The sequence below is a fragment of the Natrinema longum genome (assembly GCF_017352095.1).
In the GTDB taxonomy this organism is placed as follows: Archaea; Halobacteriota; Halobacteria; order Halobacteriales; family Natrialbaceae; genus Natrinema; species Natrinema longum.
Genome location: NZ_CP071463.1, coordinates 190,533 through 206,677 on the forward strand (window position 1 = coordinate 190,533; position 16,145 = coordinate 206,677).

Annotated in this window: 7 protein-coding genes, 2 tRNA genes, 3 rRNA genes and 1 pseudogene; 9 read left to right on the forward strand and 4 right to left on the reverse strand. The window is 61.7% G+C overall.

Annotated features, from left to right (window positions below):
* The first annotated feature begins 56 nt into the window (after positions 1–56).
* Positions 57–686, forward strand: a complete 630-nt coding sequence (locus tag J0X27_RS00940) for a metal-dependent hydrolase (RefSeq protein WP_207270637.1) — start codon at positions 57–59, stop codon at positions 684–686.
* A 27-nt stretch (positions 687–713) separates the two neighbouring features.
* On the opposite strand, the pseudogene J0X27_RS18175 reads toward J0X27_RS00940, so the two are convergent.
* A pseudogene (locus J0X27_RS18175) lies at positions 714–2,020 on the reverse strand (YncE family protein).
* Between the two features lie 816 nt (positions 2,021–2,836).
* On the opposite strand from J0X27_RS18175, the gene J0X27_RS00950 reads away from it, so the two are divergent.
* The 4 genes from J0X27_RS00950 (at position 2,837) to rrf (ending at position 7,912) form a co-directional block, all read left to right on the forward strand.
* Positions 2,837–4,308, forward strand: a 16S ribosomal RNA gene (locus tag J0X27_RS00950).
* Positions 4,309–4,442: 134 nt separating this feature from the next.
* Positions 4,443–4,514: transfer RNA gene (locus J0X27_RS00955), tRNA-Ala, on the forward strand.
* 226 nt (positions 4,515–4,740) lie between these two features.
* Positions 4,741–7,661: ribosomal RNA gene (locus J0X27_RS00960) — 23S ribosomal RNA — on the forward strand.
* Positions 7,662–7,790: 129 nt separating this feature from the next.
* Positions 7,791–7,912: ribosomal RNA gene (gene rrf / locus J0X27_RS00965) — 5S ribosomal RNA — on the forward strand.
* The 16S, 23S and 5S rRNA genes sit together here with 1 tRNA gene alongside, the layout of an rRNA operon.
* A gap of 419 nt (positions 7,913–8,331) precedes the next feature.
* Here the strand turns inward: rrf and coxB are convergent.
* Positions 8,332–9,105: a cytochrome c oxidase subunit II gene (gene coxB / locus J0X27_RS00970; RefSeq protein WP_207270638.1), complete on the reverse strand. Its 774-nt coding sequence runs from the start codon at positions 9,103–9,105 to the stop codon at positions 8,332–8,334.
* Between the two features lie 220 nt (positions 9,106–9,325).
* Here coxB and J0X27_RS00975 point away from each other — a divergent pair, with 220 nt between their 5' ends.
* From J0X27_RS00975 to J0X27_RS00985, 3 genes are all read left to right on the forward strand, one after another.
* Positions 9,326–11,611: a DUF6789 family protein gene (locus J0X27_RS00975; RefSeq protein ID WP_207270639.1), complete on the forward strand. Its 2,286-nt coding sequence runs from the start codon at positions 9,326–9,328 to the stop codon at positions 11,609–11,611.
* Positions 11,608–12,192, forward strand: coding sequence for a DUF7979 domain-containing protein (locus J0X27_RS00980; protein ID WP_207270640.1), 585 nt, complete (start codon positions 11,608–11,610; stop codon positions 12,190–12,192). The genes J0X27_RS00975 and J0X27_RS00980 overlap by 4 nt, the downstream gene beginning before the upstream one ends.
* Before the next feature lie 146 nt (positions 12,193–12,338).
* Positions 12,339–12,527, forward strand: coding sequence for a hypothetical protein (locus tag J0X27_RS00985; RefSeq protein WP_207271991.1), 189 nt, complete (start codon positions 12,339–12,341; stop codon positions 12,525–12,527).
* Between the two features lie 38 nt (positions 12,528–12,565).
* Here J0X27_RS00985 and J0X27_RS00990 read toward each other — a convergent pair whose 3' ends face one another.
* Positions 12,566–13,474, reverse strand: a complete 909-nt coding sequence (locus tag J0X27_RS00990) for a cytochrome c oxidase subunit 3 (RefSeq protein ID WP_207270641.1) — start codon at positions 13,472–13,474, stop codon at positions 12,566–12,568.
* Positions 13,475–13,710: 236 nt separating this feature from the next.
* A complete protein-coding gene (locus J0X27_RS00995) occupies positions 13,711–15,102 on the reverse strand; it encodes an NAD(P)/FAD-dependent oxidoreductase (protein ID WP_207270642.1) in 1,392 nt (463 codons plus the stop codon).
* 256 nt (positions 15,103–15,358) lie between these two features.
* On the opposite strand from J0X27_RS00995, the gene J0X27_RS01000 reads away from it, so the two are divergent.
* A tRNA-Glu gene (locus J0X27_RS01000) sits at positions 15,359–15,433 on the forward strand.
* The last annotated feature ends 712 nt before the right edge of the window (positions 15,434–16,145 follow it).

A 16,145-nucleotide genomic window follows, 5' to 3' on the forward strand; every position in this document is an offset into this window, starting at 1 on the left:
CCACCAGCGGCGACAAGTACTGCATAACTATTCTGTGCCCACCGCAGTACCGTCCTATGTGGCCGTGGGAACACGCGATCGTCGGCTACCTGCTCTACTCGTTGTGCTGTCACACCGTTTTTCGCGAGTCACCCGGCGGGCTCGAGGCGTTCGCGGTCGTCGTCGCGGCGGTCCTCCCGGATCTCATCGACAAGCCCCTGGCATGGGAGTATGGCGTCTTCGACGTCGGGTACGGGATCGGTCACTCGATCTTTTTCGCGGTCCCGCTGGCGATACTCGCCGGAACGATCGCCCGCGCGGCCACACGGCCCCGAGTCGGCCTCGCGTTCGGACTCGGCTACCTCTCTCACCCCTTCGCGGATATCGTCGATAGCCTGTTTCGACAGGGCGTCCTGCTCGTCGACCTCGCGCTCTGGCCGATCGCCTCGGTCGCGGGATCCCCGCCTGGACCAGGGGTTCTCGAGGTGTTTCTCCACCGGTCCGGCCGCTACGTGAGCGCCGTCCTCGCGGGCGACGTTTCGACGTACCTGTGGATCCAACTCGCCCTCGCCGGGGCGACGATGGTCGTCTGGCTTCTCGACGGCGCGCCAGTCGCTCGCGAGTGTCTGCAGGCGATCGCTCGATCGATCGGCGGGATTCTGCGTCCCGACGCTCCCTCGAACCAAAACGAAACGAACCGACGATGAGACCCGTTTCCCGATTCCGGCGGCCACTCAGCCGCAGTAACAGTTCCCGTCCGGACAGAACGACAGTTCCTGATCGCCGACGTCGACGCCGAGCGCCGAGAGCGACCCGAGCAGGCGCTGGCTCGCGTCGGTATCCGGACGGACGGTTCCAGCAACCGCGCCCGTCGGCGATTCTCCCGCGTCGATCGTCATCACGACCTCCCGCTTGGCGTGATCGATCACCGCCACGTGGTTGGCCGTCTGTACCGGTACGTACAGCTTCTCTCGGGACGGGCCCCACGCGCCCGAGATCGACCGTCCGCCGACGTCGAGTTCGCCCGCAACCGTGGCCGACTCGAGATCGACGACCGTCACGACCGCTGCGTCCGGCGTGAAGAGATAGGCCACTTCGCCGTCGGAACTGACCTCGCTCGTGATCGGTGCCGACGGTAATCCGTCGTCACGCGTGATGCGTTCGCGCTCGACCGGCGCTTCGGGATCCGAGATGTCCCAGATGCTCTCCGACCCCTCCCGTGGCACCGTCGGATCGGCACCGAGTTCGCCCTCGCCGTTTTCCACGAGCAGGCGGTCACCGTCGAACGAGGCCGTCCCCATGAACGGCAACACGCTGCCGTCCCCGACCGGTTCACCGACATCGACCCGCGTGACGATCTCGAACGGGTCGATAGAAACGACCGCCAGCGTCTCGTTCGCGATCTCCGGGATGAAGGCGTACTCGCCGCTCGGCTCGAGGGTCACGTCGCACGGGCCCGTGTACTCGGTCTCGATCACGCCCGTGACCGTCCCGAACCCGTCGCTCTCGCGGTCGGCATCGATCCGGGCGATCGCGTGTGTTTCGGGCTCGTCGGGAGCGGCTCGAGCGTGGTCGTCCCACCCGACGCGACCAGCAGATGCTGCTCGTCCGGCGTCAGATTCGGATAGTTCGGTTCGTACCCCGTCTCGACGTGCCCCACTTCCTCAAGCGTGTGCTGGTCGAACGCGCGGACGCCCCCGCTGACGTTGAGCCAACAGACGTCGTACGCAGAGTCAGCACTCGTTCCGTACTGGTTCGCGGGAAACGACGCCGTCGTATCGATGAACGGACTCTCGAGGCGTTCGTCCGCTTCGGCGTCGATGACAGTTACCGTCCGATCGCCGTTGTTGAACACGTACATCGTCGGTGCCCGCTCAGTGGCGTCCTCGGAGAGACACCCCGAGACCGAAACCGTCGCACCGACCGCGACGGACGACTCGAGGAGCCGTCGCCGACCGACGCCGCTTGCAAACGGATCGATCGGATCCGTCCTCGATGCCGACTCACCGCGACGGTCGGTCCCCTCCGGTCGGTCGTCCATAGTCGCCTCTCACTGGCTGTGACTAAAGAGACCATGCTTCGTGGGATCGCCCACGTTGGCCCCTTCACCGAACCCGAAATGCAGGAATCGCCATCTAGAGCCGTTCTCGAGTCGATAGACGCCCATTGCCCCGTTCACGTTTTTGCTGGCACGCCCGCGTGTGAAGGCGTTCCCCTCGCGAATGCCCAACGTAGCCCAATGCGAGGCCGAGACGACGGCCTTATCAGTTCACCCGACTTTCGACAGTAATGCGAACAACGTGGCGCTCGCCGCCACGTCCTCCGGCCGTAACCCGGCACGGAGAGAGCACTCATATCCACCCTCTGGAAGGCAGCGGATCGGTCCGGTGCGTTTCCTCTCGAGGGTACTCGGATTCGACGCGACTCACGCCGGTTCGCCGGCGTTACAGTACGATGCCCTTATATAATGAGGGCTCGTACCTCGAGGCACGCGGAAGTCCACGCCGGATGCGGTTTTCGGCGCGGCTGTGATCCGATGCCCTTATATGTACGAGGGCAGTTGGATATGAACGCGAAAGAAGACGTGATCGACGGGACGTTCAACTCGTTCCGTCATCCCGGATGGATCGAACCCAAAGGGGTTATGTACCCCGGACGGTGTACGATTACATCCGCAAGAGATGAGGATTCCACCCCTGCGGTCCGCCGTACAGATGGGATCTGATGTTAGCCTTGGTAGTTCGGTGACGCCCGATCGGTCGACGATCAGTGTGTCATCGAACGTGGACCCATTATGTGTGAGTGTGTACTAACATTCACCGCCAACAGACCCTCCCCACACGGGGAGTAATATAGCATTCCGGTTGATCCTGCCGGAGGTCATTGCTATTGGAGTCCGATTTAGCCATGCTAGTTGCACGAGTTCAGACTCGTAGCAGATAGCTCAGTAACACGTGGCCAAACTACCCTATAGACGGCGATAACCTCGGGAAACTGAGGCTAATAGCCAATACGGTTCGACACCTGGAGTGGTGTGAACCGGAAACGTTCAGGCGCTATAGGATGTGGCTGCGGCCGATTAGGTAGACGGTGGGGTAACGGCCCACCGTGCCCATAATCGGTACGGGTTGTGAGAGCAAGAGCCCGGAGACGGTATCTGAGACAAGATACCGGGCCCTACGGGGCGCAGCAGGCGCGAAACCTTTACACTGCACGCGAGTGCGATAAGGGGACTCCGAGTGCGAGGGCATATAGTCCTCGCTTTTTGCGACCGTAAGGTGGTCGCAGAATAAGTGCTGGGCAAGACCGGTGCCAGCCGCCGCGGTAATACCGGCAGCAAGTGATGACCGCTATTATTGGGCCTAAAGCGTCCGTAGCTGGCCACGCAAGTTCGTCGGGAAATCTGCGCGCTTAACGCGCAGGCGTCCGGTGAAAACTGTGTGGCTTGGGACCGGAAGATCCAGAGGGTACGTCCGGGGTAGGAGTGAAATCCCGTAATCCTGGACGGACCACCGGTGGCGAAAGCGCTCTGGAAAGACGGATCCGACGGTGAGGGACGAAAGCTCGGGTCACGAACCGGATTAGATACCCGGGTAGTCCGAGCTGTAAACGATGTCTGCTAGGTGTGGCACAGGCTACGAGCCTGTGCTGTGCCGTAGGGAAGCCGTGAAGCAGACCGCCTGGGAAGTACGTCCGCAAGGATGAAACTTAAAGGAATTGGCGGGGGAGCACTACAACCGGAGGAGCCTGCGGTTTAATTGGACTCAACGCCGGACATCTCACCAGCATCGACAATGTGCAGTGAAGGTCAGATTGATGATCTTACTGGAGCCATTGAGAGGAGGTGCATGGCCGCCGTCAGCTCGTACCGTGAGGCGTCCTGTTAAGTCAGGCAACGAGCGAGACCCACGTCCCTAATTGCCAGCAACACCCTTGTGGTGGTTGGGTACATTAGGGAGACTGCCAGTGCCAAACTGGAGGAAGGAATGGGCAACGGTAGGTCAGTATGCCCCGAATGTGCTGGGCGACACGCGGGCTACAATGGCCACGACAGTGGGATGCAACCCCGAGAGGGGACGCTAATCTCCGAAACGTGGTCGTAGTTCGGATTGAGGGCTGAAACTCGCCCTCATGAAGCTGGATTCGGTAGTAATCGCGCCTCAGAAGGGCGCGGTGAATACGTCCCTGCTCCTTGCACACACCGCCCGTCAAAGCACCCGAGTGGGGTCCGGATGAGGCCGACGGAACGTCGGTCGAATCTGGGCTCCGCAAGGGGGCTTAAGTCGTAACAAGGTAGCCGTAGGGGAATCTGCGGCTGGATCACCTCCACAGACCGGGACTGGGGCGTCGCCCCAGCCCACCTTAGCGGTTTCACGTTCGATCGACCAGCGTCTGGCCGATCGGGCACCTTTGAACTACCGAGGCTAACATGATACGCTCTGTCCGCCCGAGAGGGCGGACGTGGGCCCATAGCTCAGTGGTAGAGTGCCTCCTTTGCAAGGAGGATGCCCAGGGTTCGAATCCCTGTGGGTCCATGTCTCGGAGGACGATCGAATCGTGCCCCTTAAGTGGGTTAGTCGATTTCGATCTAATCCGAACAACGAACCGATGCACCACCCCGTGTAAACGCGGGTGGGAAGGGTTAATGCATGCCGCGTCTACGGCGTGCAGATGAGACCGTGTGTACGTGTAGTCCAGGCGTCCACTGGACCCGTTCCCGGGTCACTCTAACGTTGCGACTCCGTCGCAACGCAGATCCGATGAACGTGGCTACTGTGCCAGCTGGTGGATCGCTCGGCTTGAGAGCTGATGAAGGACGTGCCAAGCTGCGATAAGCCTGAGGGAGCCGCACGGAGGCGAAGAACTCAGGATTTCCGAATGGGAATCCCCACCGCAATTGCTTCGCGCAATGGGGAACGTCGAGAATTGAAACATCTTAGTATCGACAGGAAAAGAAAGCAAACGCGATGTCGTTAGTAATGGCGAATAAACGCGACAGAGTCCAAACCGAAGCCTTCACGGGCAATGTGGTGTTCGGACTGACGATCACTTCCCGAACTGCGACGCGAAGTCTCTTGGAATAGAGCACGAAACAGGGTGACAGTCCCGTATCGTCGAGTAGTACGGAACGAGTCAGTTCCAGAGTATCGGGGGTTGGATATCCCTCGTGAATATCGCGGGCATCGACCGCGAAGACTAAACACTCCTCAAGACCGATAGCGAACAAGTAGCGTGAGCGAACGCTGAAAAGCACCCCACGAAGGGAGGTGCAATAGGGCGTGAAATCAGTTGGCGATGGAGCGACAGGGCATACAAGGTCCCGGACAAAACGAGCGAGGCGCGAGCCTCTAGTAGGAAGTTTGGGAAGCCGGTGTTCTGTCGTACGTTTTGAAAAACGAACCAGGGAGTGTGCCTGTTTGACGAGTCTAACCCGATTATCGGGGAAGGCGTAGGGAAACCGACATGGCCGCAGCACTTTGTGCGAGGGCCGCCGTGTTCAAGCGCGGGGAGTCAAACGGGCACGACCCGAAACCGGACGATCTACGCAAGGGCAAGATGAAGCGTGCCGAAAGGCACGTGGAAGTCTGTTAGAGTTGGTGTCCTACAATACCCTCTCGTGACCTTTGTGTAGGGGTGAAAGGCCCATCGAGTCCGGAAACAGCTGGTTCCAACCGAAACATGTCGAAGCATGACCTCTGCCGAGGTAGTTCGTGGGGTAGAGCGACGGATTGGGGGACCGCACTCCGAGAGGAGTGCGCCCCCCTGTCCAACTCCGAACCTACGAACGCCGTTTGACGCAGGGAGTCCGGTGCACGGGGTAAGCCTGTGTACCGTGAGGGAGACAACCCAGAGCTGGGTTAAGGTCCCCAAGTGTAGACTAAGTGCGATCGAAGGTGGTCTCAAGCCCTAGACAGCCGGGAGGTGAGCTTAGAAGCAGCTACCCTCTAAGAAAAGCGTAACAGCTTACCGGCCGAGGTTTGAGGCGCCCAAAATGATCGGGGCTCAAGTCTACCACCGAGACCTAGCAGTGCGGCTCACACCGCAATCTTGTAGGTTGGCGTTCTGTTCGGGTGGAAGCACGGAAGAGATTTCGTGTGGACCGTTCAGTAACGAAAATCCTGGTCATAGTAGCAGCGTTAGTCGGGTTAGAACCCCGACGGCCGAACGAGTAAGGGTTCCTCAGCAATGCTGATCAGCTGAGGGTTAGCCGGTCCTAAGTCTGCCCGTAAGTCGAAGCAGACAACAGGGAAATAGGTTAATATTCCTATGCCAGTGTGCACTCAAAGCTGACGCTTTGGGGCCGCCTGAGCCGGGCTTTCGCCCGGTCGAACTGTCGAAGAGCGTGGAAGCCGTAATGGCACGAAGCGTTCGAATGGCAGGATCGCGCAAGTCAGGTCTACCCAGAGCCCGTGAAAAGGCGAGCACACTGTCCGTACCGAGATCCGACACAGGTACTCATGGCGGCGAAAGCCAAGGTCTGTCGGGATCAACCGACGTTAGGGAATTCGGCAAGTTAGTCCCGTACGTTCGCAATAAGGGATGCCTGCCTCGCGAAGAGGCAGGTCGCAGTGACTCGGGCGCTCCGACTGTCTAGTAACAACATAGGTGACCGCAAATCCGCAAGGACTCGTACGGTCACTGAATCCTGCCCAGTGCAGGTATCTGAACACCCCGTACAAGGGGACGAAGGACCTGTTAACGGCGGGGGTAACTATGACCCTCTTAAGGTAGCGTAGTACCTTGCCGCTTCAGTAGCGGCTTGCATGAATGGATCAACGAGAGCGCCACTGTCCCAACGTTGGGCCCGGTGAACTGTACGTTCCAGTGCGGAGTCTGGAGACCCCCAAGGGGAAGCGAAGACCCTATAGAGCTTTACTGCAGGCTGTCACTGAGACGTGGTCGCCATTGTGCAGCATAGGTAGGAGGCGGTACACAGGTACCCGCGCTAGCGGGCCACCGAGCCAACATTGAAATACTACCCGATGGTGACTGCGACTCTCACTCCTGGCGGAGGACACTGGTAGCCGGGCAGTTTGACTGGGGCGGTACGCGCCTGAAAAGATATCGGGCGCGCCCCAAGATTTCCTCATCCGCGTCGGAGACGCGGAAAAGAGCGCAAGAGCATATGGAAGTCTGACAGTGTCCGGCACAACGACGGACGCTGACGCGAAAGCGTGGTCTAGCGAACCAATTAGGCTGCTTGATGCGGCCAATTGCTGACAGAAAAGCTACCTTAGGGATAACAGAGTCGTCACCCGCAAGAGCACATATCGACCGGGTGGCTTGCTACCTCGATGTCGGTTCCCTCCATCCTGCCCGTGCAGAAGCGGGCAAGGGTGAGGTTGTTCGCCTATTAAAGGAGGTCGTGAGCTGGGTTTAGACCGTCGTGAGACAGGTCGGCTGCTATCTATTGGGGGTGTTACGGTATCTGACGGGAACGATCGTATAGTACGAGAGGAACTACGATTGGGTGCCACTCGTGTACCAGCTGTCCGGAAGGGCACGTGCTGGGCAGCGACGCACCACGGGGTAAGAGCTGAACGCATCTAAGCTCGAAACCCACCTGAAAAAGAGATACCACAGAGATCACTCGTAGAAGACGAGTTCGATAGACTCGGGGTGTACGCACCAAGGCAACGAGGTGTTGAGCCCGCGAGCACTAACCGATCGAGCCACACACTCATACTACATCGCATTGGATCCGTGACGCGAGAACGGGTCCGGACGCAAACTGGACTACACGTATACTACGGTCTTGGACACACCGACCGATATTGGTATTACAACGGTTCGATCCCGTTGATCGGCATTACGGCGGCCACAGCGGCGAGGAACCTCCCGTACCCATCCCGAACACGGAAGATAAGCTCGCCTGCGTTACGGTGAGTACTGGAGTGGGCGACCCTCTGGGAAATCCGTTTCGCCGCCACCACTCATACTACTTCAACCTCACACAGCGCCGGCTGTGTGGGGTTTTCTGCGTATATACCACTGTTCTCGTACCGATCGGAGGACACCAAACAACGTACCGAGACATCTCGTTTCTACCATTCAGTATTGATCCGAGATACTCTCGAGTATCCGGGAGAGAAATGTACGCCCGGAACACTAACGTCCAGCCTCATCCCGTGGCGGCGTGCCGCGTCGGCTGGCTAACCCTCGTGCCGGGCGGGGGAACTCGTGGGAGTCCCCCGAACTACTGTCGCGTGCCCGGGTTCGCCGTACTGTCATCGCACCCGAATGGGTCTACTCGGACGGGGACTAAAGGCACGCAGCGGTTCTAGGAACCGGGCCCGTTTAACTCTTGTAGGCTCGTCGGTCCCTTCGGTCGGGGAGTGATCGACGCCGGTCTCACTCGAGGGCCGGTGCGTCGGTGACGGTGTCTTTGGTATCGTGTTCCGCGAGCCACTGGTCGTAGGTTTCCGAGTCGACGGCGACGATCGAAGCCGCCATTCGCGAGTGGCCGGCACCGCAGAACTCGGCACAGACGACGTCGTAGCGGCCGGGGTCGGAGACGATGGTTCGAGCGCGAGTGAAATCGCCGGGGAACGCGTCCTGTTTGATCCCCAGATCTGGCACGAAGAGCGAATGGACGACATCGTCACTGGTCAGCCAGATCGTCACGTTTTCGTCGGCGGGGATCACGATTTCGTTCTCGGTCGTCACGTTGGAATCGGGATAGGTCGCCTGCCACTCCCACTGATAGCCACGGACGAAGACCTCCTCGTCGTCGCTGTCGGGAAGGTCGTCGAACGAGTCGAACTCGTCCCGATCGGGGTCCTCGGTAGCGATGGACTGTGATGGCGACACGTAGGGATTGACGAGGACGCTATAGCCCGAGAGGCCGACGAACAGGAGGATGATCGCCGTTGCGACGGTCCAGGTGATCTCGAGGGCGGGGTCCTCCGTGGTCGGCTCGGGGTCGTCGTTGTCGTGGAACTTGACGGCTGCGTAGACCAGGATGATGAGGACGAAGACGGTGAGCGGGAGGGCGACGTAGAGGAGTTGGTACTCGAGGCCGTCGATGAGGTCGCGGTTTTCCGACTGTGCGGCGACCGTGCCGGTGAGTGCGACGAGACTCGCCAGCGCCGCGAGCGCGATAAGCGTGCGTTGACGCCGACCCATTGGCGGGGATTCGACGACCGGTCTGATATACGGCTTTCATTGAGATGGTGAGTGTCAGTGTTTCGGACCGGTCAGCAGCGGTGTGGGCGTATCGGGAAACGTATCATGGGTGGCGACACTCACGGAACTGTCAGTTCATCTTTATTGGGATCGATGGTGAGTCCACCGCTATGCACGGTGACGAGCCGCGCGGACGGGCCATCGGGGGTGACGGCCGACGATGAATCGTGCATTCGCGGAGGTCGCGTTGTTCGGGGCTGTCGTCGTCAGTTGTCTGCTGGTTGTCCTGTTCGCACGGCGGTTCCGAGCCGAACCCGCTCCGGATGGTGGCTACGCGAGGGGTCGGAGACGGCAGTTCACTCTCGGCGACGCGAGGGCGGCCGCCGTCCGCTGGACGACGACGACGAACCACCGCGAGATCGGGCTGTTGTACATCGCGTTCGGTGCTCTCGCGGCGATCTGGGGCGGGATCGACGCGATGATGATTCGGACGCATCTGCTGACGCCCGAGGCGAATCTCTGGACGGAACAGACGTACAACGAACTGTTCACGATGCATGGCCTGACGATGCTGATCTTTTTCGTGACGCCGGTGTTCTTCGGGATCGGGAACTACTTCCTGCCGTTGCTGATCGGGGCCGACGATATGGCGTTTCCGCGGCTCAACGCCGTCGGGTTCTGGTTGCTGCCGCCCTCGCTGTTGCTCGCCCGGCTGGGGATCGTCGCGGAAGTAACAGGGGCAGTACTGGCCGTCGTGGTTCCGAACGACTGGCTGTCGGTCCTGTTCGCGTTTCAGGAGCCGGCGATCGGGTGGACGATGTACCCGCCCCTGTCGCTGTCGCCGAACCCGCAGACGAACTTCCTCCTGTTGGGGCTCCACCTGAGTGGCATCGCGACGACGATCGGGGCGATCAACTTCATGACGACGGTTATCTACGAGCGCGACGAGTCGATCGGCTGGGCGAACCTCGATATCTTCTCGTGGAACATGCTCGTTACGAGCGCGGTCATCCTCTTTGCGTTCCCGCTGCTGGGGACGGCGCTGCTCATGTTGCTGTTCGATCGCAATTTCGGGACGACCTTCTTCGCGGTCGAAGGCGGCGGCCCCATTCTCTGGCAGCACTTGCTCTGGTTCTGGGGGCACCCGGAGGTGTACATCATCTTCCTGCCGGCGACCGGGTTGATGAGCCTGATTCTGCCGAAGTTCGTCGGCCGCAAGCTGTTCGGATTCAAGTTCATCGTCTATTCGACGATCGCGATCGGCGTCCTTTCGTTTAGCGTCTGGGCCCACCACATGTTCGTGACCGGGGTCGATCCTCGCGTCCGGGCGAGTTTCATGGCGACCTCGATCGCGATCGCCGTCCCCAGCGCGATCAAAGTGTTCAACTGGATCACCACGATGTGGAACGGGGACATCAGGCTCGCCGCGCCGACGATCCTCTGTGTCGGCTCGATCGGACTGTTCATCGTCGGCGGCGTCACTGGGATCTTCCTCGCCGTCATTCCGGTCGACGTCATCTACCACGGCACCTACTACGTGGTCGGACACTTCCACCTCATTCTCATGGGGATTATTCCCCTCATGATGTTCGCCGCGAGCTACTACTGGTATCCCATGCTTACCGGCCGCATGTACGACCGTCGGCTCGCGATTTTCCAGTCGTCGCTGCTGGTCGTCGGCTCGGCGCTCACGTTCATGACGCTGATGGCGCTTGGCTTCCTCGAGCTTCCCCGTCGATACGCTACCTATCCCCCAGGGTATTCGGGGCTGCAGATCGTCGCGACCGTCGGTGCGTTCATCATCGGTATCAGCGTCCTCATGTGGCTGTACAATATGCTCTGGTCGTATTTTCGGGGGACGCCGATCGAGACCGCCGACCCCTGGGAACTGAAGGCGACAGAGCAGTTCACGCCCGAGTGGCAGTGGTTCGAGGACCGTCTCGAGCGCGAGCGTGGGGTCTCGCCGAGCGAGCCCGAGGAGATCCGTCCGTCGTACGTGCCCGCACGGGGCGAGCGACCGCTGTCGCTGTACGGTCGGATCAGGCCGGTCGCCCAAACCGTCGCGAACGACGCCGGTATCGGTGCGGCTGGGGGATTCGTCGGAACGATGTCGATGACGGGGGTCCTCCTCGTCGCGGTCGCGCTGGGCGTGTTCGACCTCGAGTCCATCGCGACCCTCGCGACGTTCGTCGGATTGCCGGCGGACCTCGCGCTCGGATACGGGCTCTTCCTCGTCGGTGGAATGACGGTCTGGCCGCTCTTGTTCCTCTCGCTGGGCGAGTACCTGCCGGGCGAACTCACGCTCGTCACCGGGTTGTGGTACGCGACGGTCATCGCGACGGGGTTCGCGCTCGCCTTCTATACTGGCCAGCCCGGGCTCGAACTGGTGACGTACCTCATCTTCGTGGTGCTGGCCCACTGGATCTACGGCCTGGGGTTGGCCGGGACGATCACGTATCTCGGCGGTCGCCAGCGGCGTCCGTCCACGGAGGACGAGACGGAATGAGTGGCGGCGACGAGACACCTTCCGACGCGACGGAGCCGCCGGCCACCGACGGGACGGGGCCGGTCGAACCGACTGCGGGATCGGAGTCGCTGCTGTTGACCTACGCCGCACCCTTTCTGGGGGTCCTCCTGATCGCTGCCGGCCTCCCGCTCGCGATCGTCGGCGGCTACGTCGTCGTGCAGGACAGCGTCGGCCTCTGTGGAACGCCCACGATCACGGCGACGCCGGTCGAGGAGGACGATACACCCCCGGAAACCGTCGAGACGGTCCCGGCGGCGGACCTCACGTCGGCCGAGCGGCACGCTCTCGAGGAGGCGATTGACAGCCCGCTGCGGGAAGGGAGGGTCGACGGGGAACTCGGGAACCGGGCGGCGCTACTCGAGGGAGCGCTCGTCGAGTACGAGGGCGGACGGTACTACGTCCAGATCGCGTCCCAGAACACCTGTCTCGAGGTCGAACCGCTGTTGTTCCCGATCGGCGCGATCGCGATATTCGTCGGGATCGTGGGCGTACTGACACCGCCGATCTACCGGCAGATGGCAGGGTTCGAAGAGCGGATGGACCGTGAACGGAGGGACTGATACGGTCTGCTGTCCCGATGGACCGTCGATCTCGAGTAGCCGATCCGATACGTGGGGTCGAGACACCGTCATCGTCCGTAGACTGGACTCAGTCGACCCGTCACCGGGGTTTTTCGTCGGTAGCTGTGGTACGACCACTCCCAGAGGTGACCCTAGTGGGCAACGACGACAAACGGCGAGCGGCGGCCGAATGCGACGACTGCGGCGAGATCGGTATCGTCCAGATCTGGCCCGACGGGAGTCTGCAGCCACTCGGTCAATCGAATTTCTGTGACTGCGAGTCACCGTCGCTGGCGGTCCTCGAGACGGATCTCGACCACGACGAGAGACCGTGATTCAGTCGGCGACGATCGCGATCGGCCGTGTGGCCCTCTTACACCGATGCACCGACGTAGAGGACGAGGACGAGGACGAGCCAGACGGCGTCGACGAAGTGCCAGTACAGCGAGACGGTCGCGACCGACGTGTCGCGATCCGGGCCGTAGTGGCCCCGGAGTGCTCGCCAACAGAGGACGGCGATGGCTCCGACGCCGAGTGCGACGTGGAACCCGTGAAGCCCGGTCAGTCCGAAGAAAGCGGTCCCGAAGACGCCACTCGTGAGGGTAAATCCCTCCGCGGCGACGAACTCGTAGTACTCGTAGGCCTGACCGGCGAGGAAGACGAGTCCGAGCACGAGCGTCGCCCCGAGCAGTCCGAGGAATCGTCGCCGGTCGTCGTCCTCGAGCGCCTCGTGTGCGTAGTGGAAGGTGACGCTGCTGGCGACCAGGATGGCGGTGTTGACGATCACGAGCGAGCCAAGCAGCGGCGGTAACTCCTCGGGCGGCCACGTCCCGATCCTGACGAAAAAGTAGTAGACGAACAGCGCGCCGAACGTCGACACGTCGGTCGCGAGAAAGAGCAGGGTCGTCGACACGTACGATTCGCGGGACGTGGGGCTGCCTTGCGGACCTCGAGCGGGCGGCAGAAACGCCTGACCGACCCAGCCCGCGACGCCGGCCAGCAGGACGATCGCTCCGACGACCGCGAGGGCGATGCCGATCACCGACGGGAGGAGATCGGTGACGTCCCCGAAGATGGAGATTGCGACGCCGCCGTAGAGTCCGGCGGCTCCGGCGGCGGCGACGAGCGGCCAGCGACTGCGGTGGTCGTGCTCGTCGTGGTCGCCGCGACCGCGGTGGTCGCCGTACTCCTCGGGTGCCTGCCCCTCGGGAACGCGGTGGCCGGAGCCGTCGGCTCGGGACGCGTGCCCGTCGGACGAAGGGGTGTGTCCACCGGAGCCCATACCGTCGCTTCCACGCCGATCCCGAAAAAGGACCACCGCGTACAGGCAGTTAGCACTCCCTTACAGCGGCTGGTTTCGACCGTATGCCGAGCCGGCTCCCTCGCGTCACACCAGCACAGACACGGTTATCGGACGGGGGAACTCCGGGGTGGCCGATTCATACGGATCGTTAGTAGTCAGCGCCAGCACCCCCACGACCAGACCGTGGGGTCGCCGGTCGACGGACAGGGGCCGTCTCAGTAGAAGTAGTCGGCTTCCGACAGCTGGACGTAGCGACCGTCGCGGTAGGAAAACTTCTTGTGCTTGTACGTCGCGAGGATCTTTGCGGCGTCGAAGCCGGCGGAGTACTTCTTGGTGACCAGGGCGTTTTCCGTCCCGTTGCCCTGCATGTCGGTGATCGTGTCGAACGCCCAGTCCCAGTCGTCGGGCCCGTAGTCCGCGACGATGTCGGCGAACGAGACGTTGCGCAGGATCTCGTCACCGATCGCGTCCTTCCAGATGTCGTTGTAGTTCTCGAGGGAGTCGGTCGCTGCGAGTCGGCCGGCGATCTTGCCGGTGCGGACGGCGACGTGGTACCCACCCTCGTGGAACGCCGAGGTCGTGCCCATCGCGCCGCCGGCGACGACGATGTTCGCACCGACGGGCGATTCGATCGGTCGGGTCGAGGAGATCGGGTAGGTTTCGGTCCCCTTCGACTTGCCGCGATCTTCGACGCGGGGGATGTCTTCGTCGACGTCGTACTCGTCGCCGTACTCCTGTTCCAGGAGGCGGCTAATGTACTCCGCACCCGAGGGAATCCGATCGTCCTCGGGCCGAAGGAGTTTGTAGCTACCGGGGTTGTCGACGTCCGCGAGGGTCATCCCGATGGGCATCGTCAGCCCGACGCGGGCGACCGTGCCGTCGTTCGGGAAGACCCAGGGATAGGCGGTCTCGCCGGGCATGTAGCCCCACCAGAACTTCAGGTGGTCCTCGAACTCCGCGAACAGTTCGTCGGGGAACTCCCGATACTCCTGATAGGCGATGTGGTTCGCCGCCGGCGGCGAGAGGTAATCGGAGACGCTCCGGCCGGGGGCCGTGAACTGATCGAGGGCACCGAGGGTGATCCGACGCTGTGGGCCGTCCGCGAGGACGACGTACTGGGCCTCGAGTTCCGCGCCGTTCGAGAGAGTCAGCGTGTGGGTCGGGCCCGCCGGACTCGAGGCCCGGAGATCGGTTTCGAGGTCCTTGACCCCGATTCCGACGCGCAGGTCCGCGCCCGCGTCGGCCGCGCGTTCGTGGAGCCAGTCGTCCATGCGTGCGCGGTGGAAGGTGTAGCCGAAGTTGGGATAGCTGGCGTCCATCCCCGTCGACGTCAACTCGACGGTGCTGTTCGGGCCGACGAACTCCGTGCCCTCGAGTTCCCGATGGATGACTTCCTCGGGGATCTCCCGGTAGTCGAAGTCCATGATGTCGATCCAATAGTCGAGCATCCCGGCAGCATCGGTCGAATCCGGGCCGACCCCGTCCCGATCCTCTCGAGGGACTCCCTGCTCGAAGAGGACCGTCTCTGCGCCGTGGGCAGCGGCCCGTTCGGCTGCGGACGCTCCGGCGGGGCCGCCGCCGACGATCGCGACGTCTACGCGTTCCATACGGCGTGGAGACTCGTTGAGCCATTATAAAAACTGCGAGGCGAATTTTCCAGGGCGTCGAGGTGTGTGCGAGACCGGCCGCTGGCTCGACGGTACTCGAAAATCGGATCGGCGAGTGCGGAGACCCGACCCCTCGAGTGTGGCAACACGGTTGTTGTAGGCGATCTAACGGGTCGACGTGCGTGATATCGTGCCACTGCCGGACGGGAACGGAACCCTTTTCATTAGCCCTCGGCAACAACCAGTTGCGACCAACGCTCCGTTGGTGTAGTCCGGCCAATCATTTCGGCCTTTCGAGCCGATGACCTGGGTTCAAATCCCAGACGGAGCACTTTTCGGCGAACAAATCCGTGAGCCGAAAATGTGACCCTGGATTTGAATCAGACCAGTCGCGCGCAGCGTAGCGAGCACGTCTGGGCGTGGTTCAAATCCCAGACGGAGCATTCTTCTGAGGAACGAAGTGACGAAGAGGAAGCGTGCGGTCTGGGATTTACATTAGAGAGCGACAGCGAGCGTTTCGCGTGGGACCCTCATGGACGGAGGGGCTTCCGACGAGCGAACTCTCGAGTCGCAACTGTGGCTGTGACGCGATAGGCGAGCGGGGAACTCGTCTCACTCGAGTTTCCGGAAGCAGTTGTGACAGAACGACGCGAACGAATCGTTTCCCGCGGCACAGACTCCACACTGGCCATCACGAGTCGTCGATGGCCGCGACTCGGACGAGGGCGTAAAGAGGCTTTTCCGTGGGTCGGAGTACGCGTCGATGACGTCGCCCCACGTGACCGCCGGATCAGTATCGCTGTATCCTGTGCGGGTCCGTGTGCGTGAAAGCAGCGAACTGCGTTGCATGCGGAGAAGTCCGTGCCAGAGTCCGAGGAAGAAAAGCGACGGGAGGAGGCAGAGCAAAAGGACTGCTCCAGCGAGTACGAGGCTCATAGAGGGCGGTTCGTCTCGCTCACTATAGTCACACTCGTGCAATCGTTCGCGAGTAATATGCGCCCCCAGCGATCACTGCTGGTCGGTCTCCAGTTCGATCCGATAGG